General features: G+C 63.2%; 20 protein-coding genes. 10 read left to right on the forward strand and 10 right to left on the reverse strand.

Annotated features, from left to right (window positions below; genetic code table 11):
- Positions 1–534 precede the first annotated feature (534 nt).
- On the reverse strand, positions 535–1,446 hold the full coding sequence (locus L1787_RS25010) for a LysR family transcriptional regulator (protein WP_235711817.1): 912 nt from the start codon (positions 1,444–1,446) through the stop codon (positions 535–537).
- Positions 1,447–1,545: 99 nt separating this feature from the next.
- On the opposite strand from L1787_RS25010, the gene L1787_RS25015 reads away from it, so the two are divergent.
- Positions 1,546–2,316, forward strand: coding sequence for an alpha/beta fold hydrolase (locus L1787_RS25015; RefSeq protein ID WP_235711818.1), 771 nt, complete (start codon positions 1,546–1,548; stop codon positions 2,314–2,316).
- 440 nt (positions 2,317–2,756) lie between these two features.
- Here L1787_RS25015 and L1787_RS25020 read toward each other — a convergent pair whose 3' ends face one another.
- The 3 genes from L1787_RS25020 to L1787_RS25030 form a co-directional block, all read right to left on the reverse strand.
- Positions 2,757–4,028 (reverse strand): glycosyltransferase, encoded by a 1,272-nt coding sequence (locus L1787_RS25020; protein WP_235711819.1) that lies wholly within the window; start codon positions 4,026–4,028, stop codon positions 2,757–2,759.
- A complete protein-coding gene (locus tag L1787_RS25025) occupies positions 4,028–4,441 on the reverse strand; it encodes an LbetaH domain-containing protein (RefSeq protein ID WP_235711820.1) in 414 nt (137 codons plus the stop codon). The genes L1787_RS25020 and L1787_RS25025 overlap by 1 nt, the downstream gene beginning before the upstream one ends.
- 422 nt (positions 4,442–4,863) lie before the next feature.
- Positions 4,864–6,324 (reverse strand): sialate O-acetylesterase, encoded by a 1,461-nt coding sequence (locus L1787_RS25030; protein WP_235711821.1) that lies wholly within the window; start codon positions 6,322–6,324, stop codon positions 4,864–4,866.
- Between the two features lie 520 nt (positions 6,325–6,844).
- Between L1787_RS25030 and L1787_RS25035 the strand changes: the two genes are divergently transcribed.
- The 4 genes from L1787_RS25035 (at position 6,845) to L1787_RS25055 (ending at position 13,095) form a co-directional block, all read left to right on the forward strand.
- Complete coding sequence (locus L1787_RS25035) at positions 6,845–7,789, forward strand: glycosyltransferase (RefSeq protein WP_235711822.1); 945 nt, start codon at positions 6,845–6,847, stop codon at positions 7,787–7,789.
- A gap of 167 nt (positions 7,790–7,956) precedes the next feature.
- Complete coding sequence (locus L1787_RS25040) at positions 7,957–8,934, forward strand: glycosyltransferase family 4 protein (protein WP_235711823.1); 978 nt, start codon at positions 7,957–7,959, stop codon at positions 8,932–8,934.
- Complete coding sequence (locus tag L1787_RS26245) at positions 8,931–11,783, forward strand: glycosyltransferase family protein (RefSeq protein ID WP_439648318.1); 2,853 nt, start codon at positions 8,931–8,933, stop codon at positions 11,781–11,783. The genes L1787_RS25040 and L1787_RS26245 overlap by 4 nt, the downstream gene beginning before the upstream one ends.
- 73 nt (positions 11,784–11,856) lie before the next feature.
- On the forward strand, positions 11,857–13,095 hold the full coding sequence (locus L1787_RS25055; protein ID WP_235711824.1) for an oligosaccharide flippase family protein: 1,239 nt from the start codon (positions 11,857–11,859) through the stop codon (positions 13,093–13,095).
- Positions 13,096–13,126: 31 nt separating this feature from the next.
- Here L1787_RS25055 and L1787_RS25060 read toward each other — a convergent pair whose 3' ends face one another.
- Positions 13,127–13,981, reverse strand: a complete 855-nt coding sequence (locus tag L1787_RS25060; RefSeq protein WP_235711825.1) for a glycosyltransferase family 2 protein — start codon at positions 13,979–13,981, stop codon at positions 13,127–13,129.
- A complete protein-coding gene (locus L1787_RS25065; protein WP_235711826.1) occupies positions 13,978–15,060 on the reverse strand; it encodes a DUF8712 domain-containing protein in 1,083 nt (360 codons plus the stop codon). The genes L1787_RS25060 and L1787_RS25065 overlap by 4 nt, the downstream gene beginning before the upstream one ends.
- 488 nt (positions 15,061–15,548) lie before the next feature.
- Between L1787_RS25065 and L1787_RS25070 the strand changes: the two genes are divergently transcribed.
- The 3 genes from L1787_RS25070 (at position 15,549) to L1787_RS25080 (ending at position 18,969) form a co-directional block, all read left to right on the forward strand.
- Positions 15,549–16,355 carry a sulfotransferase domain-containing protein gene (locus L1787_RS25070; protein ID WP_235711959.1) on the forward strand — a complete coding sequence of 269 codons (807 nt, stop codon included), beginning with the start codon at positions 15,549–15,551 and terminating at the stop codon, positions 16,353–16,355.
- A 448-nt stretch (positions 16,356–16,803) separates the two neighbouring features.
- Positions 16,804–17,979 carry a glycosyltransferase gene (locus tag L1787_RS25075; RefSeq protein ID WP_235711827.1) on the forward strand — a complete coding sequence of 392 codons (1,176 nt, stop codon included), beginning with the start codon at positions 16,804–16,806 and terminating at the stop codon, positions 17,977–17,979.
- 381 nt (positions 17,980–18,360) lie between these two features.
- Positions 18,361–18,969, forward strand: a complete 609-nt coding sequence (locus L1787_RS25080; protein WP_235711828.1) for an acyltransferase — start codon at positions 18,361–18,363, stop codon at positions 18,967–18,969.
- A 515-nt stretch (positions 18,970–19,484) separates the two neighbouring features.
- On the opposite strand, the gene L1787_RS25085 is transcribed toward L1787_RS25080, so the two are convergent.
- On the reverse strand, positions 19,485–19,871 hold the full coding sequence (locus L1787_RS25085; protein ID WP_235711829.1) for a DUF4168 domain-containing protein: 387 nt from the start codon (positions 19,869–19,871) through the stop codon (positions 19,485–19,487).
- Between the two features lie 247 nt (positions 19,872–20,118).
- Here L1787_RS25085 and L1787_RS25090 point away from each other — a divergent pair, with 247 nt between their 5' ends.
- Together L1787_RS25090 and L1787_RS25095 are read left to right on the forward strand one after the other, a co-directional pair.
- Positions 20,119–20,634 (forward strand): sigma-70 family RNA polymerase sigma factor, encoded by a 516-nt coding sequence (locus tag L1787_RS25090; RefSeq protein WP_235711830.1) that lies wholly within the window; start codon positions 20,119–20,121, stop codon positions 20,632–20,634.
- Positions 20,631–21,521 (forward strand): anti-sigma factor family protein, encoded by an 891-nt coding sequence (locus L1787_RS25095; protein WP_235711831.1) that lies wholly within the window; start codon positions 20,631–20,633, stop codon positions 21,519–21,521. The genes L1787_RS25090 and L1787_RS25095 overlap by 4 nt, the downstream gene beginning before the upstream one ends.
- A gap of 3 nt (positions 21,522–21,524) precedes the next feature.
- Here the strand turns inward: L1787_RS25095 and L1787_RS25100 are convergent, their stop codons facing one another.
- From L1787_RS25100 to L1787_RS25110, 3 genes are all read right to left on the reverse strand, one after another.
- On the reverse strand, positions 21,525–23,024 hold the full coding sequence (locus L1787_RS25100; protein WP_235711832.1) for a TolC family protein: 1,500 nt from the start codon (positions 23,022–23,024) through the stop codon (positions 21,525–21,527).
- Positions 23,025–23,495: 471 nt separating this feature from the next.
- Positions 23,496–24,701, reverse strand: coding sequence for an enolase C-terminal domain-like protein (locus L1787_RS25105; RefSeq protein WP_235711833.1), 1,206 nt, complete (start codon positions 24,699–24,701; stop codon positions 23,496–23,498).
- Positions 24,698–25,852, reverse strand: a complete 1,155-nt coding sequence (locus tag L1787_RS25110; protein ID WP_235711834.1) for a mandelate racemase/muconate lactonizing enzyme family protein — start codon at positions 25,850–25,852, stop codon at positions 24,698–24,700. Before L1787_RS25110 ends, L1787_RS25105 begins: the two co-directional genes overlap by 4 nt.

A 25,852-nucleotide genomic window follows, 5' to 3' on the forward strand; every position in this document is an offset into this window, starting at 1 on the left:
GGCCGTTCGAGCCGCGCGTCGTCGGACGGCTTCGCGCCGACAGTGCACCGGATGTCGTGAACATCGCTCGAGAGCGGGGATCACCGATCGGGTTTTTGAAAAAGCATCCCAAAAGGACGCGACTGACATAGTGCCCACCCCTCGTGGACAATCGCGAGGATAGCTCCGCGCAACGCGGCCTCACCAGTCTGCGGGCATGGGCGCGGAATGCGGGTGCGGCGGCGTCCGTCACCGTGCAATCAACCGCATTGGCCTCGGCCGAGGGGCGGCGCGGCGCGCGACCTGGTCGAACGGTTCGAGAGCGGCCGCGCGGATAGCGCGGCGTCGTGCCAACTGGAAAACCGCGAAGCGCCGCGCGAGATGTCCGTGCTGGGCCTTCGCGCCGCGGATGGTGGCGATGCGCGCCGCCGACGGGCGAAACCGCCGAGATGCCGGAGCCGTGCGGCGTCCTCGCGACAATCCGCTGAAGTGCTCCGATTTCGCCTTCGCGCTGCGTGCCGAAGATTTACGTCCAATCGAGGCGCCGACGCAGGCTCAACGATCGGGTGCCTCCTCCATGCGGCCACGCAGCGCCCGCGCCTGCATGATGAAGGCGTGCGCGGTCGGGGGGAGGGAGCCACGCAGGACCGCGGCCGCGATATCGGCCGTCGCGCCTTTAGCAAGGGTCTTGTAGGCGATGTTCTCGATCGCGAGCTGACGGGTCGAGGCGGGGACCAGCGAAAAGCCGAGCTCGGCGGAGACCAGCGACAGGATCGAGGCGATCTGCGGCGCGGGTTGGCCGAGGACAGGCTCGAAACCCGCCGCGCGGCAGGCGGCGACGGCGAGGTCGTGAAGGCTCGCCCCGGTCGCGCGCGGGGTGAGGATGAGCGGCTCTTCGCTGAGCGCGGCAAGGTCGATCGTATCGGCCTCGGGTGCGGCGTCGAGCGATTTCGGTATGGCGGCGACGAGGGGTTCGACCGCCAGCGTGTAGGCGATGATCGAGGCGGGGTCGCCGTCGTTCGGACGCAGGATCGCGGCGTCGAGCCGGCCTTCGAGGAGGGCGTCGCGAAGGGCGACGGAGTTGGCCTCGACAAGCCGCAGGGCGACATCGGGACGCTCACGGCGAAAGGTCCGGATGAGGCGCGGGACGATCGGATTGAGCGCCGCGGTGCTAGTGAAGCCGAGATTGAGTTCGCCGATCTCGCCGCGGGCGGCGCGGCGGGCCGCCTCCATCGCGTCCGCGGCGAGTTCGGGCAACGGGGCGACACGCTCGCGAAACGCAAGGCCGGCATCGGTGAGCTCCGCACCATGCGGCACCCGGTGGAAGAGCTGTGCGCCGACCTCACGTTCGAGATCGCGGATCTGCTGGCTGAGCGGCGGTTGTCCGATCCCAAGGCGCGCGGCGGCGCGGGTGAAATTGCCTTCGTCGGCCACGGCGAGAAAGTAACGGATGTGCCGGAGTTCCACGGTATCTGTTTTTCATATGAAGGATGCCACTTTCATATATTAGATAAATCACGTGGGGCGCGCTATCTCTTGATCGTCATCAGTTCGAGGATGTTTGCCGTGCCCCCCGCCATCGCTGCACCCGACGTGCTCGCGCCGGTTCCCATTCCCCCGCAAGCCGAAGCCGAAAGCCCGGCGACGACCGAAATCGTCTTCGTGCCCGGCCTTCTGAACGATGCCGAATTGTGGCGCGACCAGATTGAGGCGCTCGACGGGGTTGATCCCGTCGTCGCCGACATCACGCGCGGGAAGACCTTGCGCGAGCTCGCCGAGGCGGTGCTCGATGCCGGTGGTGATCGCTTCGCGTTGGCCGGGTTCTCGCTGGGGGGCATCGTGGCGCAGGAGGTGATGCGGCTTCAGCCCGAGCGCGTCTCCCATCTTGCCCTCATCGACACGACCATGCGGCCCGATACCCCGGAGCGCGCGAAGGACCGTGCCGCGCTGGTCTCGCTCGCCGAACGTTCGGGCCGGTTTCACGGTTTCGGCGAGGCGTTGCTCTCGACCTATTTCGCGCCCACCCATGTGGGGAATGCGGCAATGGCTGATCGGGTGAGGGGGATGACGGCCCGTCTCGGCGCGGATGTCTTCGTGCGGCAGAGCCGGATCGAGCGCCCGCATGGCGAGGCGACACTCGCGAAGATCGAGATTCCGACCCTCGTGATGTGCGGTGCGCACGATCGGCTGACCCCACCCGAAATCCACCGCGAGATGGCCCGCCTCATCCCGAACGCGCGCCTCCTGATCGTCAAGGATGCCGGCCATATGACGCCGATCGAGGCCCCGGAGATCGTCAGCGGGGCGCTGAAGCGCCTCTTGAAACGGCGCGTCTGAACGCGGCGCCGTACGCCGCATACCTGTGAGCGGGTGGCCCGCTGGCCGCAGCGTGCGGCGACAGCCACAGGGCTGCCGGGACGGAGCATACTTGCGCCAGGCATGAAGAGACTTGCCGCACGCCCGAGCGCGAATGCGTGTGGCGCGCACGCACGCGTTGGGCGGGACCCTTGCAGAGGTCGCCGCCATCGCCTGATCGCGGCGCAATCCCCGAGAGGGCGAAGAGCGCAGCGAGGCAAGCCACGACCTGCGCACGACATCGTCGCCGAACCTTGTCGCAGACCGAGGCCGCCCGCGTTCCGTCCACGGCCATACGCCCGCTGCAGACGTGCGAACGGGGGTGTGTTGGCGGCTGCCGTGCGTCAGTCCGGCGTCCAAAATCGGCTGCCACGTGCCGGTCTCTTCTGACCCAGCGAGGATGAACGCCACGGCCGACCGTGTCATGAGACGGTGTCGGCCGGTAAGACGGCGCCTCGCGAGGGACGCCGCACAGCTCTCAATAAGCGCGCTCGCCCTCGCAGGGGCCGCTCGCCGCGGGTCGTACTTATCGTGTCATTGTCGGAAACGGCCTCGCCCCGCGCCGCACAGCGTGACGTGAGCGCCCGTCTCGCCGCCCGTTCCTGCGCGGCTTCATAGATCATCGTGAGACCGTCTGCGATCCGGGCCCAATCGTAACCGGCCGCGACGAGATCGCGACCTTTGCGCCCCATCTCGGCGCGGCGTTCAGGGGCGGCCTCGATCGCGAGGCGCAGGCCATCCACGACACCGTCCAAGGTGGGGGGGACCCACCAGCCACAATCCTTGTCGCGAAGGATCGACCACGGGGCGCCGGTCGTCGTCAGGACGGGAAGCGCGTGGGCGAGCGCCTCGGCGACGGTGAGGCCGAAATTTTCCGAATGGGTCGGCAGGACGAAGAGGTCGGCCTCAGCGAATAGGCGCGATTTCGCTTCACCATAAAGCGGGCCGGCGAACGTGATCGTCGCGCCCAGTCCGACATTGTCGACATGTCGCGCGACGGCTTCCCGATGGCCAGCCGAATCGGGACCCGCGATGATGAGGCGCCATCCGTCCGGCCGCAGCCGGTCGAACGCGTCGACCAACATGACGAGACCCTTTTTCGGATGCAGCCGGCCCAGAAAGAGCATCGTCCGCGACGCCCGAGTGAGGCCAGGGGAAGCGCGCTTTGATGGAAGATCGACGCCATTGGGCGCGATCATAATCGGAACGGAAAGGGCAAGACGCGCGAGATTTTCGGCTTCGGCTTCGGCCGTCGCATGCAATATATCGGCGCGAGCGAGGTCGCCGCGTTGATAGGCGAGCAGCGCGAGGCGTTTCTGGACGCCCTTCTGCCCGACCGCCCACGGCTCCAGCATTCCCCTGGGGCTCACCACGCGGGCGATCCGGCGCGCGCGGCAGATGCGTGCGATGGCGTGATTGTGCGCCCGCCATATGCCGTTATCGTGGACGATGTCGAGCGGGGGGGCGAGCGCGCGTTTCAAGGAACCGCCAAGGCGGCGAAGCGGCGCATCCGCCGAAAGACCTGCGCGCCGCATCATTCCGGCGACGACGGGCGAGGTGGGAGCCGATCCATCGGAGGACCACAGTGTCACCTCGTGGCCGGCAGCGGCGAGTGCCGTGCCGAGCCGCGAGACCGAGCGCGCCGGGCCGCCATATTCGGGCCGGAAACTCGCCGCCGCGAGGAAAATGCGCATCAGACGAGCGCGCGGCGTTGAAGGCGCCGTTCAGAGGGGCGGTCAGCGGCGGCGATGACGACCGCCCGCATGGGCACGTCGTGCGTCACCACGGAGCTGCGCGTGACGACGGCGTCGCGCCCGATTCGGACGCCGGGCGCGAGAACGACGCACGCGGCGACCCTCGCGCCGTCCTCGATCAGAATAGGGCGCTCGAAGGCGCCGGGCACCGACCCGGCTTCGACCGCACCGGTGGTCGCGAGGCAAGTGCCGTTCGCCCCGATCGTCACCCCGACAGAGTTGTCGATCCGGACGCCTTCGCCGATCCAAGAGTGGTGACCGATCGACAGCAACCACGGACATCCGATCCGCACCGCGGGCTTGATGACGACGCCCTCACCGATGCGGGCGCCGAACAGGCGCAAAAGAACCACACGGTAACGCGATCCCGGCAGAGGAGATGCGACGAGGAGAGCGGAAACGGCCCACCAGATGGCTCGCCGCAGAAATATCGCTTTTTTGTCGATGCCGCAGACGAATTCGGCGAGAGCTCGAGTTGCGGAATGTTCGAGCCGATGCGGTCGCATTGGAGCCACCTCGAATAGCAATTTAAGGTAGCATATCGCGTGTGGGCACGCGAAGCAAGTCGCCGGTCAGTGGCTTCATAATTCGTTCTTTCCGTGTGCTATACTGGAACCTCTCCCGCATGGCGGCCCACTTGAGAGCAATCTTTAATTGTAGACTGCGTTACAGCTTCATTCGATCACCGCAATTGGTGACCTCCTCGACCGCGAGATCTGTTTTGGCGGACGAGAAGGCCGTTCTCCATGATGTTCGGAAAGGTGTCAGACCTCACTCAGGCATAGGCCGCAGCATAAAAGGCGTTGCCGAGCGCGAGCTGGCCGTCGGCATCGAGATGGTCGACGCTCGCCATGCTGAACGGATCCGTATCAACGACTACATCGATCACGCCGCCGGCGCCGCCGACGACCTGCGCCGCTCGAACGGTGGCGAACGCGGCCGGATCGGTCGGGGAAAGCCGATCGGAGATGCGCGCGACCACGATTTTCAGCGTGGGCGAGCCGATCGCAACGCGCAGAGTGTCGACCAGTTTCTCGAACTCGTTTGCCCAAAGGTCCGCGGTCGCGGGGCCCTCCGTGTCAGCGTCGCCCTGCATCCATAGTAGCGCCTTGACCTCGAGTCCGATCCCGAGATCGAGGCCCTGGGCAATGTGGCGCAACAGATGCGGCAGTGCATCCCTCCAAACACCGGCGGCCGAGAATGTTTCCTCGATGCTCCAGCTCTTGCCGACCGGAACGTCTGCTGACGTCGGCGCCATGTAGGTGCCACCCTCGGCGCATTTGGAAAGATAAAGATCCCGCCCGGCGGCGGCTGCGACGTGGGCTCGCGCGATACCGAGCTCGGGGCCGAAATAGAGTGCCGGATTCGTCGCTTGCTGGTTCGTCCCGATGTCGAGGTCAGCCATCGCGGGCCCTTCGTCGAACATGCCGCCAAAGCCGTCCGCACCGATCTTGACCGTACTGAAACTCGTCTCACCGCTCGCGATGTCCCCGACCAGGGCGCGACCATCGATGTTCGACTGCCCCCACATGATCAACGCGTCGGCCGAGGCGGGACAGTCGCGCACATCGATATAAAACCCACGCGACTGCGCCACCTGTCGCATCGACCCGTAAATCGCGGCCCGTTCGGCGTCGTTCAGCACGTCGTCATAGATGCCGATCCAGGCGACCTCGTAGTCGGGACAGCGGCTCGATGTCGAATTCTGCCGACCGCCGAACGCGAACGCCGAATTGGTCGGCCCCCCGAGCTCGCGAAACCCGACACGCCAACCGCCCGTCTGCAACGGATAGACCGACGAACCGCCCGAACGCACCACGAGCTTCGTGACGCCGCGCCCTTGTCCGATCCAATGCTCCTCGAAGTCGCGCACGGTAGTCCCGTACCACCCATCGGACGAGCTCGATCCACCCGATACGACGTGGCCCGCATTTTGGAGGGCGTTGTCGCGGTAGAGAAAAACGATCGTGCGGGCGCCGGTGATCGTCGGCGTTTCGAGCTTGCCGGCTTCTGTCCGCACACCGCGACCGGTCCAGGTCAGGTTGGGGTTTTTCGCTGTGTCGGTCAGGTCGATATCGTGACCGCCGGCTCGATCCGTAACGGTGGTGCCCGAACCTTCGTCGAGCCGATATTCCGCGAGGAGGCCAGCGGTGTGAAGCTGGGCATAGGGGTCCGCCTGGCCCCCTGTCTGGGGCCCTTGCGGGCTCCACCAATTGCCGATTCCGAATGCCGCCATGTCGCTCTCCCGCATTGCCTTGGATGGAGCGATGCTATCGAGGCGTGCGGGGTCGGGTACAATTTTAAATAGTTATCATAAATGTGACGGAGATACCCCGACTTTGCTCTGATTCCGGCGGGGATAACGGAGTTCTCTGACATTCTCGCGTCTCCCACATTTCGATGTTCCGAACCGACGCTTTTGGGTATGAGGCACTTGACGAAGAATATCAAGTTAAGATTGTATCTCTAGGGGAACCAATCCGAGGGTCGTCGTGTCTCGCGATTCAGTTGAAATGGTGTGGTGCGGAGCGCGGCGGCCGTCGGCGGCATTGCTGGTGTCACCGCGCCCGGTGGACCTTTATCCGCCGGTCCAGAACCAAGCCTTGCTTCTCGCAAAGAGTGGCTTCGAGGTTCATGTGCTGACCGCACCACGTCGTGGCGCGCGGCACGTCGATTTCGCGCAGAACGGTGTACGTGTTCACGCCTTTCCGGCCGCAAGTCGCACCCATGCGGTCCGACGTTTCGCTCTCTTCGCAATGATGGTTTGCCTCGCATTCCTGCGCCTTCGCCATTCGAACGCGCTCGAGATCGACTATGATCCGGTCGGCGTATCGATCGGTGCATGGGCGCCCGGCCGCGCCGCCAAGCTCATTCATCACCACCACGAGATCCTGTTCGCGGACGACGCGAGCCGCTTCGAGCGACCGGCGCGTCGCGCGCTGCCTCGTGCCGATCTCGTCATCGTCGCCGATGAAGGGCGACGCGGCCTGATGATGCGCGAAAAGCCGGGTCCGCGCTCCATCGCAACGGTTCGCAACCTTCCCCGTCTGTCCGACGCGCTCCGCCCCTTACCGCGGCGAGATGATCGATTCAGCGTGGTCTATTTCGGAGCGATGGGCCGCGATCAGTGCCTTGATACGATCCTCGCTTCGGTGCGCGAGTGGCCCCCGGGTGTGCGGCTTCACCTCTACGGCCGGCCGCCGCGCGACGATTTTTCTGTGCTCTCGCGTTTGGCGGCGGAGAACGGTGTCGCCGATCGTCTCGTGTTCGAGGGGTGGATCGCGTTCGACCGGTTGATCGACACCGTCGCGCGGCACCATGTGGGCCTGTCGCTTCTCCGGCCGAGCAACAACAATTGGCGCTTCAGTGCGGGCGCGAGCAACAAGCGTTACCTCTTGATGGCCGCCGGCGTGCCGCAGATCTCCGACCAGGCGTGCGGTGTCGCCGAACTCGTGGCTGGCAATGGCGTCGGTACATGCGTTCCCTATCACGATCCGCAGGCGATCGCAGCCGCGGTTCACGCTTATGCGGCCGACCCAGCCCGTGTTGCAGCGGAGGGGGAGGCGGGCCGCGCCCTCATTCGCCAGCGTCTCAATTACGAACGCGAATTTCGGCACGTGATGGCGTTCGCGCTTTGCGGCAGTTCGCGTGAGGCGCAAGCGGCCGCGTTCGATCCGTCGCCCGGGCGGGTGGTCCGATGAGGGTGAATTTCGTCACGACGCATCGAAAAGATGATGCAGGAGGCGGTTGGGATGGTCTCGGCGCAGCGGCTTGCCGGGCGCTTGAGGCGCGCTGTTCGGTCCATTTCGTGGGGCCGATCGCGCCCGCGATGCCGTTGGGCGCGAAGCTTGCGAGCAAGGCGCGTCGCATGGCCGGCTTTCCCGGTAGCGTCACAGCGTTCGATCCCGATCGCCTCGAACGAGCGGCGACCGAGTACGTGATCCGCCGCGACCCAAACGCCGATTTCGACGAATTCCACGGCGCGACACCATGGACGCGGTGCTATCCGCCGGGACCGTACGGCGTCTTCATCGACGCGACCTTTGCCCAGTATCTCGACGTTTATACGGATCGAAGCTGTTTCGACGCTGGAGATATCGCGAGGATCGAAGCCGAGGAAGGCGCGTTCTTGCGCGATGCCGACATGGTCTTCTTCGCGAGCGATTGGGCGCGGGGCGATGCGTTGGCCCGGTACGGGCTCGCGGCCGACCGGTGCCGTGTCGTTTATGCCGGCGGCAATATCGTCCGGCCCGAGGCCGACACCTTTTCGGGCGGCAACCGCTTCCTTTTCGTTTCTCTGGATTTCGAAGCGAAGGGCGGGCGTCTCGCCGCCGGAGCGTTGCAGCGGCTGCGGCACCGCGTTCCCGATGCCGAATTGCAGGTGATCGGCGATCGCCCTCCCGATGACATCATGAGGCTGCCCGGGGTCGTTTATATCGGTAGGTTGCGCAAGAGCGTACCGGAGGAATGTCAGCGACTTTCGGCGCATTTCGCCAGCGCACGCGCGCTCGTTCATCCGACGGCGCGTGACACGGTCGGGCTCGTGTTGATCGAGGCGGCCTATCATGGTTGCCCCGCCGTGACGACGCGGCGCTTCGGGGTTCCGGAATTCGTTCGCGATGGAGAGACCGGCTATCTCCTCGATCCACCGATCGGTGAGGAGGCGATCACTGCCGCGCTTGCGGCATTGTGTGACGATGGGGCGGACTATCGCGCGATGCGCGCCCGGACGTTCGCGAATGCTCATAGAAATCTTACCTTCGACGCGTTCGGCAACCGCATGATCGACGCGATAGACGCCGTGCTCCTGCGCGAGCGTGGGTGCCGCTTGGAGCCACGCTCGTGATCCCGTCATCGATCGGCGGGCCGCTCCTTTATGTCGGTCATCTGGCGGAGGGGCAGACTTCGATGATGCGCGCCGAGGCCATGTCCCGCCTCGGGATCGAGGTCCACCGGTTCGATGCGCGCCGCTTTCTCGGCTCTCGCACGTTTTTGGAGCGGCGTATCGGCGGCATCGTCGAAACAAGCCCGGCAATTATCAGGATGAACCGGTCGCTCCTCGCCCTCGCCGAGGTGGTTCGTCCGCGGGTGGTGTGGCTCGATAAGCAAGAGTTCTTGTTGCCCGACACGTTGGCAAGTCTCAAAGCGCGCGGGGCGTTTCTCGTCTTCTATACGCCGGACCCCGCCTTCCAGCGTCGATGGCGCGGAACGCGAACGATGCGGGCCGGCTTCCCCGCGATCGATCTGTTCGTCACGACGAAGCGCTATGAACTCGACGATTATGCTCGTCTTGGGCCGGTGATCTGGATGCCGCACGGATATTGCGAGCGGCTTCACCGGCCGTTCCGGGTTCCCGAGAGCGAGATTGTCGATGTCGCCTTTGCCGGCTCCTGGGAGCCGCGTCGTGAGGCTTACATGGAGCAGGCGGTCGCGGAGGACCTGTCGGTCCGCATCTGGGGTTATGGCTGGGACCATCTGATCGATGGGAGAGGCGGTCTACGTCGCAGGGCGCGCCTCCGTCGCCTCGCGAATGGCGCACCTTATCGGTTACGGCGGTCGTCCCATCTCGCGCACGCAATTCACCCCGGCGAAATCTACGCCGACGGATATGCTCGCGCTCTTTCCACGGGTCGCATCGGTGCCGGATTTCTCCGCAAGACCCTTTATCCGGACGAACACACCACACGGACCTTCGAGATACCCGCCTGCGGTGCGATGCTCCTCGCCGAACGCAGTGCGGACCATAGCGAATTTTTCGATGAAGATCGCGAAGCGGTTTTCTTCGATGGCGTCGACGAATTCGTCGATAAAGCGCGTTTTTACATCCGAAATCCTTCGATTCGTCAAAAAATTGCGACGGCTGGCCGGAGACGCTGCGAAACCGCCGGCTACACCTACACCGACCGACTTCGCCCGGTCATGAGCGAGCTCGCCGCGCGCCTGCCGCTCCGTGTCACCGGTGGAGGCGGACACCGTTCGACGCACGCATTCGCGATTGCTCAAGAGGCTTACGCAATCCAAGGATCGGGCAGCCTTGCGGGCCATGGCGCGAGGCTCGGTCGCGTGCAGCGGTCCCTCGGTCCGCTCGCGCGAAGGCAATGCGCGGCGGGAGCGATGAGCGGACCGGTGCCGAACGATCTTCCGACGCATGTGCAAAGCGAATTTCTCTCGACGATGGCCGAACAGAAAGCGGCTCTCGGTCGCTCTGCCGAGATGTTCCGATTCTTGGCGATGATCCGTTCGGTCGTTCGTCGGTACGCGGTCATCTCTGGTTTTGGACTTCGTGGTCATTCCTCCGATCGACACCGTCGCATCGAGGCGCCCCACCATCATGGCATCCGATCCGCCGAAGCCGTTGCTTCGCGTTCCTTCGGTGATCGGCGACGAGGCGAGGGAACTGGCAATGCGTCCCCCCGCCTCGTTCTTTTTGGTCGAAAGCCGTTTCGCGGGCAGCATTCGATCGAGGGTTCGTTCGCGCAGATCGCCGAAGCCTTGCGTGCCGTCGGTGCCAATGTCGACGAATGTCGAGCTCCTTTCCGCAGCAAAGGATTCTTCGCGCGTATCCTGATTCTGGTGGCGGCTCGGCGCAGTGAGGGGGCGATCTTCCATCTCACCGGCGACATCCATTTCGCCATCCTGACTGCACCGCGCCCGGCCGTTCTGACAATCCATGACCTCGAAATGCTGGGACGTCACACAGGCTGGCGGCGGCGCCTCTTCAAAGCGATATGGTTCACGCTTCCCTGCCGCCGTGCCGACGCGATCATTGTCGTCAGCGAAGCGACCCGGCGACGCCTTCTCGGCGAGCTTCCCTCGCTTCGAGGGAGCAAGGTCCACGTTGTCCCGAGCGTTGTTGCCGACCGGGTCTTCTCAGGGCCGATACCCACCACGCTTAGAACCACGGCCGCCGCTCCAGAAGCGGAGAGGGCAATGCGAAACCATGGAGCCGTCCCGCATACGTGCACCGGGCCGCCGCGCGCGCGGATCCTTGCCGTCGGTGCAAAGCCAAACAAGAATCTCACGCGTCTCCTTGCCGCGATGAAGGGGCTCGAGGTGATGCTCGTTCTTCTCGCTCCGATCGGGCGGGCCGACGCGGCGATGCTCGCGCAAAGTGGGGTTCCCTTCGAGACGCATTCGGACCTCAGCGCGGACGAGGTCGGCTGGCTTTATGCGACTTGCGATTTACTGGCGATGGTCTCGACGGAGGAAGGTTTTGGCATGCCGATCGTCGAGGCGCAGCAGATGGGATGCCCGGTCCTCACATCCAACCTGTCATCAATGCCCGAGATCGCCGGGGCCGGCGCTCTTCTCGTCGACCCATACGATGTCGACGCCATCCGCAACGGTCTTCTCGCCATTCTGACGGACGCAACTTTGCGAGACCGCCTGGTGATTGCTGGTCGGCGTAACGCCCGCCGCTTTGAGCCCGCGGCAGTCGCAGAACGTCTTATCGCGATCTACGCTGCGGTATGTCCCACCTGGCCCGATGGTTTGAAACAGGTTGGAGCGGCTCGACGGCTCGCTCACCCGGCGATCAAGCCACCGCGCAAACGACGACGGTCAACGACTGGCCCGGACAGCTTTCTTCGGATCTTCGATGTGCCGCTTCGACCGATGCGACACATACCAAGTCGTGCCCGAACGGACCTCGTCACGTCATTTCACGCTTCGTCGCTCGATGTTCATCAGAGATGAGAACCTGTGGGCCAGGACGCGCAGATTTGCCCGAGCGGTTCATCGCTCGCGCTTTGTTCAAGGTGTCGCCGCCTTGTCCAGCGGCCAGGTGGTCGCCGCGCTTGCGCCATTGGCGGCGGGGCCCGTTGTTGGTCGCCTCTATCCGCCCACCGACTATGCTGCGCTTGCACTCTACATGGCGTTGGCCGGTCTTCTCGGTACGGTCTCAGTGTTGCGCTACGACAAGGCGATCCTCGCTGAGCGATCCGAACGCGCTGCAACCTCTCTCATTCGGCTTTGCGCCTGGCTCGCGCTTGCTACGGCCGCGGTCTCGGTCCCGATTTCAGCCACGATCGTCGTGGCGATGGGCGAGAGTGCAACATATGGTGCGACGCGGTGGTGGCTTCTGACGCTTCCAATCCTCGTTTTGTCCACCGGCCTCAGCGGTGCGATGAGCGAATTCCTGCTTCGCCATGGTGCATTCGGCATGCTCGGCAGGCTGCGGGCCGTGAGTTCGCTCCTCGCGGTGTCGGGTTCGATCACCTTCGGTCTCCTCGGGTTCGGCGCCCACGGATTGATCGCAAATTATACTTTGGCCAGCCTTGCGACGACGCTGCTCATCCATCGACAATTTCGCCGCATCGGCACCGGCGGGGGAGCGCCCCTTCGCGAGGGCCACGCGCGAGTCCTGCTCAGGCGCCACAAACCGTTCGCGTTTTATACAATGCCGACCGAATTGATCGGAATGGCATTCCACAATCTTCCGGTTTTTGCGCTCAGTGTCGTTGGGGCGCTGCCACTGCTCGGAACATTCGTTCGCGCGCGTCAACTTGTATTCTTGCCAATTCAATTGGTGGGGAGTGCAATTCTGAACGTATTTCGAGCTTCCGCGATGGAGGACTTGCGCGCCGGGCGGTCATTTCTACCACGCTATGACAAAACACTCCTTAGCCTCTTGGCGATCGGCTTGCCGAGTATGATGATCCTCTGGTTGATCGCGCCGACAGTTGTCGTGGTCTATCTGGGCCCAGCCTGGGTCGAAGCGGGGGACATCGCGCGGTGGCTCACGCCGCTGTTGCTCTTGCGAATTCTCGCGATGCCGGCCGGCGCAGTGTTCCAAGTCGGCGGCTGGCAAAAGGCCGGTTTCCGGCTGCATTCATGCGCATGCGCATGCGGCGCACTGATGATTGCGATTGCGGTGATTGCCGATATGCCGGCTCACTCCATCGTCGCGATCTACGTCATCATCTACGCGGTTCTTTGCGTGATGAGCCTCGCACGCGCGCGTTGCCTCTCGGCGTTCAACGCAAAATCTATCCCTGAACATTGTTAACCACTGATGGGGTCATCTTCGTTTCCGCCGCTCAGGTGGTAGCGAAAAGGCCGATCGCGCGCGCGGCAGCCGGAAAATCAAAACGCCGGAGTTGAGAGAAAACGCGTCTTGCCTGCCCACGCTTCAATCGCCGATAGATTGCGCGCGATTCAGGCGCCGAAAACACTTTGCGCCCCGAAGCTTCCTTGTAGATGGCCATCATGTCGCTCAGATCGCGTGCGGATCGATTATAAGCGCGGCTCAATTGACCATCGTGCAGGCGGATCCGAGTGAACGTGTCGAAGACGTAGCAGATCGGTGCCTCCGCCAAGGTCTTGACCAGCAATTCAAAGTCCGCAGCGTGCCGCAAATCAGAGCGGAATGGGAGCCGCTTCAAGTGAGCCGTCCGGCTGAACGATCCCGAAATCGTCCAGTAGCATCCACGATCAAACGCCCGGCGCACTGCGGCGCAAGACGGCTGTGTCACATGAATACGATCCCCCCTCAGGCCACGTCGGACCAACGAACCGTTCTGGTCGACAAGGTCGATATCAGCCCAAAACATAACGGACTGGGGATGAACTGTCGCAATCTCGGCGAAGTTCTCCATATGGTGAGACAGGAGAACATCATCCTGCATCAATATAATAGTAAACGGTGTGACAATTTCGGCGATAGTTCGCTCTAAAGATGCATAGAGTCCGATATTGGAATCGTTTCTCCTAACCTCGATCCGAGGATCTGTTTCTGCAATCGCTTCAGCGAGATCGACCGTTTCATCCTGGCTCGCGTCATCAATGACGAGGAGACGCCAATCTGCGAACGATTGGATACAAACGCTATTGATGGCATCCATGACGTAAAGAGCCCCGTTATACGTGGGGATGACAACCGTGATCGAAGTCATTGCGATTTATCCGAGTATCGTCCTGCTCTCCTAGGAGGGTCGACGAAACTGATCATTGTTTCGGAGAAACCGTGAGGTTTTTGTAGGCGGCCAGCATGGCGCGTAAGAAAGATATTCAAAGCGCCATAAATTGCCCAAGTCGCCAGTGTGGTGTTGACCAGAAAAAAGACCTCCGACAATGGCCGTGCCAGCGCAATTCCCGTTGCAAACCAGGCCGCGGCCGTAAGAAGGTCGCCGCGTCGCAGGGCGATCCCGGCCCGCCGATCAACGATGGAAACGACGACACCCAACGTGAAGAAACCCAAAATCACACCTGCGGCGCCGAAGTTCACGTAGAAATCGACAACCTGCCCAGCGCCGAATGTGGCGTGATCTGAAAAATTGTAATCCGTATTGGCGGTTAGCATTTCGCTTCCGCCAAGCGCCGGTTTGTTGGGCCACAGGAACCGCGGAATCCACGCGAACGCGGAGAGCAGAAGGCCGGAGCCAAAGAGTCGCAATTCGGGATATATTTCATGATATTCAATGACTTTCCCAACGAGCATGCCTTGGTTCAAGCGTGTCATGAGGGCATCGAGATCATCAAAGTTCCATGGGTTGAACAGGCGCAGTGAGCTTAGAAGGTGAGCCACTGCATCGAGCCGATCGCTGAAATCTGTAGTCGACCAGAGCACGGCTCTCAATTCGTATCTAATCGCCATATATGAAACGAAAAGCGATAGAATTATATAAGTCGCTGCCGACATATATATTATATATATTGTCAACGTCGGAGGTGATCGGCGAAGCATAGCCACATAGAATATAGACAGTGTGATAATTTCTTGGAATCCGTAAGACATGAAACCAGCAAACGAAAAATAGAAAATCGGTATTCCAGCGGCTGCGATAAACCAAGGCCACAAAGGTTTTTTATTTATGGAAGATGCACTCACAAAGGCGCCAATCGCGATCCATACGATGATCGAGTTCTGACCAACCTGTTGGATCGCGCCGCGGAGTGGGAACTGGATATCGAGTTGGGATAAGAAAAGCCCGATAAACCCGAGCGCGCCAATTGAAGTTAGAGTGTTCGACATGCATGGCCTTGCTGCAGACCTCTTGGAAGAAGGAGGGGGCTGGTTTGCGATGCGTTGTTGTGCATAGGCACCAAAACTGAACGCGGAAAGCCCTATTAGTGCCAAGCTCAGGCCACGCCATACGGTATCCTCTGTAAAATTATAAGCTGCAAGGTATCGCGAATTGGTGCCAACTGCACGGAATGGGTCGTATTCTGAAATTAGGTATGAAAATCCGCCGAAATACTCAAATGTTGTCAAAGTTATAAATATATGTATCAAACCAATGCCTTCATACCGCCTACCTAATAAGTTGCAAGAAGATAGAAAAATGATAAGAATCCATAATAATAATATTGTCATAAAAATTATATTGACAGATTTCGGTGCAGGTGGAGGTTGAGGTATTGTACTTAATAGAGTTGCAATGTAAAGGTGTGATCGTTGAGTGTCTCGTCACGATATGTAAGTGTTCCGGAATAGAATTGATATTCGAGGTCTGATTGATTGTGCCGAATTTGCCGAATTTAATCGTGGCGGGGGCCATGAAATGCGGCACCACGAGTTTGCACGCATATTTGGATCTTCATCCGGATGTGGCGATGTCGCGGCCGAAAGAGTTAAATTTTTTCGCGGGTTGCAATCAAGGGCGCGGGCTGGATTGGTACTCTTCGTATTTCGATTCTTTAACTCGTGTGCGTGGCGAGTCGTCGCAAAATTACACCAAGCGACATCATCCGAAATTTAATCTTGCTGCGCAAAGAATGTTCCAGGTCGTTCCAAAGGCGAAAATTGTCTATCTGGTTCGGGATCCGATTGATCGATATATTTCGCATATGAAATTTAATAATTATAACGAAATCGATGATTTCGATCGCGGTCGAATTTTAAAGTGGCATTATATCAAGACGGGGATGTATTATTTTCAATTGCTGGAGCTCCTTCGGTTTTTCGACGAGAGAAATCTTCTGGTTGTCGATTTGGACGAAATGTTTGCGAGTCGGTGTGCGACCATGAATCGGGTTTTTGCGTTTCTCGGACTGGATCCGCTTCCCGCCGATGATCGCTTTCGGTTTGAGGTGAATCGTGGGTCGGAACTGCGGATTCCGCGGGGTTTTCGCGCCAATCCAATAGTCCGCAGTGCGGGTGCCGTCGCTCCGGAAATGACTGAAAGGGCGCTTCGGTGGATCGCGCGGCGACGGGGGGCGGAAGCGCTTACGCGGGGCGAGGCCGATCAGTTGCGTGAAATCTATGCGCGGGATGTCGCGCAACTTCGGGCTCTGACCGGGCAACGATTTGCGGGTTGGTCACTGTGAAGTCGTATGCGTAGAGATGGCAAGCGTTGAAGACATGAGGTGAGATTAATTCGAGCGTCTCGCCGATCTTCGATGGTTTTTATGGTCGTTTCGACGGAAAGGGTAGGGAGTATTCGCCCAGGAAAGACGGCAAGTGGCGATCCAGAACGAATGCTGCCCACCGATGCGTTGGAAGAGGCTTCGGGTTTGAGGGGAGGGGCGTCGGACGTGCGCAGGTCGGCAATGTGGTGACGGGTGGTTTCGTCACTCGGTCGTGGGTGTTTTCGTGTGGGTGGATTGCGGTTTCCATTCGGGTGGTGTCGGCGGCGGCTCAGTAGCGTTTGGCGACCTTTGGATAACCTGATCGGTGCGAGTGGGCCGGCGTTCCGGGTGGTTCACGATTGTCGTGTCGGGATCGAGGCGACGGGGGCGTTGATGCGGCGTGATGCGTTCATGGGAGTGGCAAAACGTGTTGGAGCGACCTCGAACGATTTATCTGATTTCGCCGCAGAAATGGTGCCATCCGAAGGTGTCGAAGCATCACTATGCGTTGACGCTCGCGGGGCTCGGGCACCGGGTCTATTTTATTGAGCCGCCTCATCCTGAAAATTCTCGACGCCCCGTTGTATTGGATGATGAATCCGGGGTTAGGGTCGTGAAATATCGGGCATATTTTCCGTATTGGACGAAATTTCATGCTCCAAAGATGTTTGACCTTTTGATGAGGGTACAAGCCAAATATCTGATCGATGCGATCGGCGAATCTCCCGAGATTGTTTGGGATTTTGACAATGCATGTCAGTTCGTCGACCTCAGGGTGTTCGGTCGATCATTGAAGATCTTTCACCCGGTCGACGATGTTGCGCGGCGTGGATGCCCGGGAAAACGCGCCGATATGGTGCTTTCGACCTCACGGCGCCATCTGGAAGGCGTCCCGAGCGGCGCGATCACTGCCCTGGTGGGCCATGGGCTTTCTGAGCCCTTTGCCGAGTGCGCGCGGGCGGTGGTGGGCGACCCTGCGGCGGCGGGGCCGAGAGGGCGGTATGATCGTCCGGTGATCGGCTATGTCGGCAATCTCGATCTTCACGGCATTGATTGGGATGTCATTCTGCAGATTGCTCGGCAACTTCCGCATGTGACGATATGGTTGATAGGGCCGGGCGAGCGCGGTGATGTCGACGGAGCGCGGCGTGCCGTCCACGACGCGGCGAATGTCAGATTTCTCGGGCGGAAAGACGCGAATGAGATACTAAGTCTTGCCAACGAAATCAATCTGTGGTTGATGGCTTATGATGGATATCGCGATCCGAACGGTGCCACAAATCCTCATAAGCTTCTTGAGTATCTCGCCACGGGAAAGCCAATCGTGTCCAATCGAACCGAAGCCCATTGTGACACTGGACTGATCGCGATGCCGCCGGATCTTTCGAATGAGACGATCCCTGAACTGGTCTCTGCGACGCTCGCCGAGTTGGACTTTTGCGACAGTGACGACATGCGGCGCCGGCGTGCGGCTTACGCGTTGACATTCGGCTACGAGCACCATCTCGCGCAGATCGATCTGATGATGGATTCTGTTGTTGCGGAAACGCGGAAAGGTTGGATGGCGAAGTCGCGTGATGTAACCGTTTCAGGCAATTTTTAATGATTATCTAGAATGAATTTCATTCCAGTATAGTTGGAAAATAAAGCTGAAATTCGAGAATCGATGAAGGTTTTGTCGGATTTTTTATCGCTGCGGGACGAGTAGCGTGACCGAGTGTCCATTTTGATCGACCGTCGGGGTGGGCTCGGTTCGCGCGGTTCTACTGGTCGACCACCTCTCGGAAATTGAAGTTGGCCGGTTCTCGGAGAATTAACGGAGCGGAACGTCATGATCCCGGCGGGTTTGGAGCTTGATAGAAGCCGGTCCTCGTCGACGGGCCGTCCTCCAGCGGCGGAGGGGCGAACGCGGCAGTCAGACGTCGGGATCGATCGGCGCTGGGTGAGAAATTGGCGGCGGGTGAGGCGGCTTCCGGTCAACCTGATGAGCCGTGCGGTCGAACCGCTTTCGTATTTCTCGTTTATCCGGGAGACGGCGCACAACGCTCATCCCATTACATTTCAGCACTGGTATCAGCAGTTTGTTCGTGGTGTAAATTGCGGTCCGTATTGGCCGGTCGATGCGACCAGTAAAGTGTTCAATTGGCGCAATGTCTATGTCGGAGTGGACAGTGCACCAGGTTATAACCGAGGGTGTTATGTCCAGGCATTCGGCCCGGTGTCGATTGGGGACTATACGAATATTGCACAAAATGTCGGTTTGATCAGCGCCAACCACGACGTGTTCGATGGACGGGTGCATCGGGTCGGGTCGATCGACATTGGACGCTATTGCTGGATCGGGATGGGCGCGATCGTGCTGCCCGGGGTCGAACTCGGCGATTTTACGACGGTGGGGGCCGGCGCCGTCGTCACACGCTCTGTGCCGGAGGGACATGCGATGATCGCGGGGAACCCCGCGCGGGTGATCCGTCGTCTCGATCCGGATGCTTGCGTTCGGTACGAGGTGGAGCACAAGTATCACGGATATATCAAAGAGATGGACTTCGCGGCGTTTCGTGAGCGTGCCTTGAACCCGCGATGCGACCGATGATGACCGCGGCGTCGTCATGTCGTGCTCGGCAAATCGTGGGATCGACGGAGGCTCGGATCTGAAGCGGGCTGGCGTGTTCGTTATGTTTCGCCGGTCCGTATGAGCAAGGTGGCGCCGTCAGATGGCAACAGCTGCTGACGACTACAGAGGGAGGGTGCCGAACACTCTGCGCGGGTGAGACCGTGACCTGCGCCACCGCGTCCCCGCCGCCCATGTCCGCGAGCTGGCGCGCGCCGATGCGTGGCCGCTCTGGCGGCAACATCACCCATCGATCAACGAAACACGTCAGAGGCGTGTCTGATTCCGTCGCGATTTGGCAGAAGCGCCGATCGATCGAGCGCGCGTCTCCATCCAAGAGGGCGCGCCGCAAGCGCCGGATGGGCGCAGGAACGGCGAAAACGCCGCGAGGGCGCGCTGGCCCGATGGTGGGCCGCTCGGACCGCGTCGACCCGAGCGGCTTTGGGTTCAGAGCAGGATGCGCCCGGCGCGAATCTTACTCGAGCTCGCCGCGAACCCTATTCGAGCTCGCCGCGCTCGCGCTCGATCGCCTGGGCGAGCTCGGGATTGTTCTGCGCGGCGCGATAGATCTGCGAGTACGTCTGCACCTCGAGGCCGCTATCCTGAATGGCCTGGGCCATTTCCTGCGCGGCGCCGGTGCGGATCTGCTCGGCTTCCTGCTGGCTCTCCGCTGCCTGGATCTGCGGATTATACCGCTCGGCCACGTCCTGAACGGCGAGCGAGGCCACGGCGAACGCCTTGATCTGGCCGGCATCCACGCTCGGGCTTTCGGTGGCGCTCGGCGGCGTAACGCTTTGCTGAGCGGTGGCGGCAACCGGCGCGGCGATCGTGCCGATCGCGAGAGCCGACGCTGCGATGAGGGCCGAAAGCGTGTTCTTACGCATGAAACATCCAATCTTGGCTCGGCGGTGAAGCACCGCCGGTTACGATCCGTCTGCCGCAAAACGGCGACATGGAACTGACGGATCGGGTCGCCGATCGGTTCCCGACCGCCGGTTGGTCCATTCTGACGCAGCCGTCACACGCCGCCGCGTCACCTGGCCGGGACGGAATGGAACTTTCCGCGCCCGCGTCCCGTCTGTTGTCGTGAACCCGGCCGTCGGCCGCGGTGCGAGGAAAGCGGACGGCGCAATGAACGACGACGTGAAATGGATGGTCGAACGGCAGATCCCGCATCTGCGGCGCTATGCGCTCGCGTTGACGCGCAATCTCGATCAGGCCGACGACCTCGTTCAGGACACGTTGGAGCGCGCGCTGAAGAAGCGTCACCTCTGGCGGCGGACCGGGTCGCTGCGATCCTGGCTCTTCCGGATCCTCTATCGCACCTATGTCGACAATCGTCGCCGTTGGCGGCCGGAGCGGATGGCGGCGGATCCTGCATTGATCGACGCCTTCGCGAGCCAGCCGCCCGACCAGGAGCACCGGGTCGAGTACACCAACATCGCGCACGCGCTCGATCAATTGCCGGACGAGCAGCGCGAGATCGTGCTCCTCACCGCCGTCGAGGGCATGGCCTATGACGAGATCGCCGACGTCTTGTCGATCCCGATCGGGACGGTGCGCTCGCGCCTGTCGCGCGGGCGGGAGGCGTTACGCCGGTTTCGATCGCATACGGAGGGCGCCGCACCGTTGCGGCGGGTGAAATGACCGAAAATCGCGACTCCATCGCCGAGATCGATCTTCTCGCCTACGCCGACGGGCGTCTCGCCGGGGATCCGGTGCGCCGCGCGGCGGTCGAGCGCCATCTGGCGCGCGATCGGGAGGCGGCGCGCCTCGTCGCCGATATCGAGGCGCAGAATGCGCAGATCCGCGCGCTTTATGATCGCGTGCTCGACGCGCCCATTCCCGAGCGCCACCGCGATGCCTTGTGGGGCAACGCCGAGCGCGGCGGCGGCGCTTGGATGCGCCTTGCGGCGTCGGTCGCCCTCTTCGCCCTCGCGGCGGCCGGCGGCGCGGCGGTCGGCTATCATGCCCGCGACGGGATCGACGTGCCGTCCTCGCTGATCGAGCGCGCGGCGACGATCACGCCGGCTGAGGCGGGTGACGCGACGTTCGCACTCGCCTCGACCGGGCGGGAGAGGGTCGCCGGCGAGACGGTCAATCTCAGCTTCGCGATGCCCGATCTGTCAGCCTTCGGCTATCGCCTCGTCGCCCGCGGGCACCCCGATCCGGGCGCGCCGAACCTCGTGCGCTTTCTCTATCGCGGCGTCGAGGGGAAGGAGGTCAGCCTCTTCATGCGGCCGCGCATGGACCCGGGCGAAGAACGGGTGTCGACCCGCACGGTCGGCGATGTCGCGGTGAGCTATTGGTCGGCCGGACCGGTGGCGGTCGCCATGCGGACCGACGATCCGCAGATGGACGGCATCGCCGTCGCGAAAGTCCTCAAGCATGCGGTGGATTTCGCCCGCGTCAGCGTGCCGGGCCCCCTCGACGAGGCGGCGCCGCTCGACGGCACCGGCGCGCAGATGGCCGTCGAGGCGGAGGCCGGCACGATGCTCACCGACATTCATGCCGGCCCCTCGCAGCTCCAATGAGCGTCAGCGCGCGGGAATGCGCGTCGCCGCCTCGCGCGAGGTCATCGCCCCGAGCGCGAAGGCGAGGCTCGACGCTGCGACGAGGGATGCGGCGTGCGCGTCGGCCTGGGCTTGGCGGGCGTCGAGGAGGCCGCTGTCGGCCACCGTCGCGTCGGTGATCGGAGTGAGGCCGTTTCTGTAGGATTCGAGCGCCGCGTCATAGGTGATGGAGGCGGCGCGGGTGAGTTCGCTCGCGGCGTGATAGGAGGCGAGGGCGGTGCGCAGCGTGTCGGCGGCGATCACGATTTCGCGCACCGCGGTATCCTGCGTTTGTTGATAGGTGGTGGCGGCCGATCGGCTCAGAGTTCGGGCCTGTTCGAGCTGCGCCGCGCGGATGCCGCCCGAATAGATCGGGATCGTCACGCCGACGAGAACGCCGGCGGTGGTCGCCTCCTGGCCGATGCCGGGCAGGCCACCGGCCGAAAAGCTCGCATTGTTGCCGGCCGCGATCGCGCTCAGATAGACCTTCGGACGGAACTCGGCCTCGGCCGCCCGGATCCCCGCCTCGCTCGCCTTCATCCGCGAATAGGCGGCGAGAACGTCGGGCCGCTGGGACAGGGCGTTGGCGATCATCGCTTCGGTCGGTTCGCCGATCGCGCGGGGGAGGCGGCGCCCGCTCACGTCGCCGACTTTCATCCGGGTCATCGGCGAGATGCCCATCGCACCGAGAAGGCCTTGATAGGAATCGCGCAGGACGCCTTCGGCCTCGACGACGCGCAGGTTCGACTGGGCGACCTGCTGGCGGGCCTGCGCCACCTCCACGCTGGTGCCGAGCCCCCGCGCCATGCGCGCGTCGGCGGCGTCCGCGATGCGGCGCGAGTTGGCGAGCGTCTGCCGCGCGGCCTTCAGCCGGCTCTCAGCCGCGCCATAACGATAATATGCGATCGCGACATCGTAGATCACCTGCTGGTGCATCCCGTTGAATTCGATGTTCGCGGCGAACGCGTTGTGATTGGCGACGTCGCGCGCGGCGCGGCGTTGGCCGAAATCGAAGATCAGCCATTCGAGGGCGAGCGCGGGGACGATCGCCTCCGTGGTGGTCGTGAAGGAATCCTTGCCGTTGATGCCGACCGGGAGCGGCTGGTTCCAGACCTGCGCCCCGCCGATGACGTTGGCGCTGATCGATGGCAGGAAGGTCGCCTCCGCGAGGCCGACCGCGAGGGCGGCTTGGCGCGCATTGTCCCAGGCAAGGCGCGTCGCGGGATTGTTGCGTGCCGCCATGTCGATGAGCTCGGGAAGCTCATAGACCTCGCCGGACTTGATTTGCGGCGGCGGGGTGATGAGAGAGGCGGCTTGATCGCCCGGCACGCCGAAATTCTGCCGTTCGCCTTCGGCCTTGTCGGACGGATCGCCGGGGAGCAGAGCCGAGCTCGCATCGTCGTTCGGTGCCCAGGCCTCGGACGGCGATCCCGAGGTGAGTTTCACCGCGTTCGCCGCGCAACCGCCGAGGAGGGCGGCCGCCACGAGAATGAGCGTGGCGCGCCAGGGCGTTCCCCTGCGTGTGGCATGACGTCCCGGCATCATCGGGCTGGGTTGGCCGGGCGATCGAGCGTTGCGGCGATCTCGGAAGGCCGGCGGACGAGCATCGATTCGCGGACAAAGGGGTGCCGCTCAACTCTCATCGACCGCGCGCGTGCCGGGCAAACGGCGCCGGCCGGCTTGAACTTCGTACTCATCGCAACACTGTCACCTTGCAGGATCGACGCCTGTGAGGCGGCCCCCTACCGATACCGAGCTCGTCGTCTCTTGGAATCCGTGACGGCTCGTTCGCGCGAATGCAAGGACGACAGTGCCGATCCGCGTCGCGAAGGAGGCAATTCCCGGCGCGGATCAGCATCAGGGCAACAGGTTGGCGCGCGGCTTCGCTGTGCACGCGGCGGAGTTGCGCTCTCCCCCGTGCCGGGTGTCTCCGTCTGCGCGGAGCGGGCCGCCGGCCTAGGCGTCCGGGCCGGCGCCGCCGAGGCCGGCGAATCGGTCGGCAACGGCGAGCGGTGTCTTCGCGGCCTCCGCCAGCGTCACCCGGTCCGGCGTGAAGCCGAGCCCCGCGCCGTCATCGAGCGCGATCACGCCGTCGGCGAGCGATGGCGCCCCGCCGCGCAGCCGGTCATAAAGCGGGCTTTCGCCGACCTGCCGCTCCAGGATGAGGCAGGAGGAGAGCGCCGACGCCACGTGCCGCGACAGCGCGTCGAGCACTGGCCCCGCCGGATTGTGAAGGCTCGCCTGCACCCCGTTCTGAACGCAGAGCTCGAGGATCGCGATGCCTTGGCGGATGCCGGTTTCGCGCAGATCCGGCAGGACGACATCGTGCCCATTGTCGGCGAGAAGACGCGTCGCGTCCGCGATCGTCGCGATATGCTCGCCGCCGGCGATCATCGTGCCCGACCGATGGGCCGCAGTGCGGACGGCGCGTTGATCGTCGACCTGACTCCGGCGCAGGTCGATCGGATCTTCCACCCAGAAGAGGCCGAACGGCGCCGCCTCGACGAGAACGTCGAGCGCCATTGCCCGGTTCAGCCGGCCATGACAGTCGACGAGGACGTCGATATCAGGCCCGACACGTTCGCGCACCGCGCCGATGCGTGCGAGCCCGTCTTCGAGCCGGGCGCGCATCGGGCCCGCATCGCCGGTCCAGCGCAATCCGTCGAATGGGGCGATCTTGATCGCGCGATAACCGAGGGCGACGACCTCTGCCGCACGATCGGCAAAGCCGTCGGCAGAGCGGTCGGCGATCCCGCGATTGATGTTGGCATAGCAGGCGATGCCGCTGCGATAGGGGCCGCCCAGAAGCGTCGTGAGGGGAACGCCGCCCCGCCGCGCGAGCGCGTCGAAGAGGGCGCCTTCGAGGCCGGTGCGCAACACGCCGCGGGCCGGCGACATCTGGACCTGGTCGAGGAGGGCAAGGGCCGGCGCGACGGTCCCCGCGCCGGTGTCGCCGAGGGCCGTGTTCAAGGCCGCGACCTCCCCGAGGACGGCGGCCTCCTGGCCAAACAAGGAGGCTTCCCCGAACCCGCTGATGCCGTCCGCGAGGACCGCCTCGATGATGATCCATGCGGTCTTGACCGACACCGGCACGGTGTGGGCGACCACCCTCGACAGGCGGCCGCCTTTGTCGGCGGGTGGGCGATTGAACTGTGCGTTCATGGCATCGATCCCCGTATTTCGGTCTCCCGCGCGATCCATGGCGTGACGGCGGCGCGGTCCGGCTCACGGCCGAGACCGGGCCCGCTCGGAAGCGGCCAGCGGCCGTTTTGCAGCGGCGGCAGATCGCCGACGAGCGCGGTGCGGAGCGGATTGTCGTTGGAATCGGTTTCGAGGAGCCCGTCGCCACCGGCAGCGGCGAGAAGGTGGGCGGCGTGGAGGAGCCCGATCGCCCCGGCGAGATGATGCGGGCAGAAGCGGCGCCCGGCCGAAAGCGCGCGCCGCGCGACCGCGAGCCCGCCGGAGATGCCGCCCCATTTGCCGGCGTCCGGCTGCGCGACGGAGAGCCATTCCGCATCGAGTGCGTCCTCGAACGCGCCGAGCCCGCGCATATTCTCCCCGGCCGCGATCGGAATGCCGATGTCGGCGACCGCGCTCCAATCCGCGCGCGACGCGTCGGCGGGAAGCGGCTCCTCCAACCATTGCGGGCCGAGAGGGAGAAGGGCGGCGGCCATCGCGCACGCCTCCTCGCGTTGCCAGCCCTGGTTTGCGTCCACCATGAAGGTTTCGCCCGGCTGCAATGCCGCGGCGACCTCTTCGGCGTTCGCAAGATCCCGTTCGCGGCCGAAGCCGAGCTTGAGCTTGAAGGCGCGGAAACCCTCCGCTTGCGCGCGGCGGACCGTGTCGCCCGGGCGCGTCGGATTGATGCCGCTCGCATAGGCGGGGACGTCGTCGGTGGTCGAGCCGAGGAGGCGGTGGAGCGGGACGCCGGCGCGCCCGGCCGCGAGATCCCAGAGCGCCATGTCGATCCCGCCGATGACTTGGGCGAGTGGGCCGAATTCGCCGGTCTGGAGGGCAAGCGTCGCAAGGCGCGTTTCGAGCCCCGCGGCCGCCTCGCCTGGTACGACGGGCGTGCCGAGAAGAAGCGGGCCGACGATGCGCTCGGCGAGTTGGGCGCGGTGCTCGCCGCCGAAGGTCGGAAAGTTGCACCAGATCTCGCCCCAGCCGAACGCGCCGTCTCGGTCTTCTAGGCGGACGAGGAGCGTCGCCCGCGCATCCATCAACCCGAACGCCGTCGGCATCGGGTGATCGAGCGGCATCCTGAGGACCATCGTCGTGAGCCGGGCGATGGTCACGGGCTCTGCCGTCATCAT

Origin of the sequence: Acuticoccus kalidii, from assembly GCF_021556395.1 — a bacterium.
GTDB classification, from domain to species: domain Bacteria; phylum Pseudomonadota; class Alphaproteobacteria; order Rhizobiales; family Amorphaceae; genus Acuticoccus; species Acuticoccus kalidii.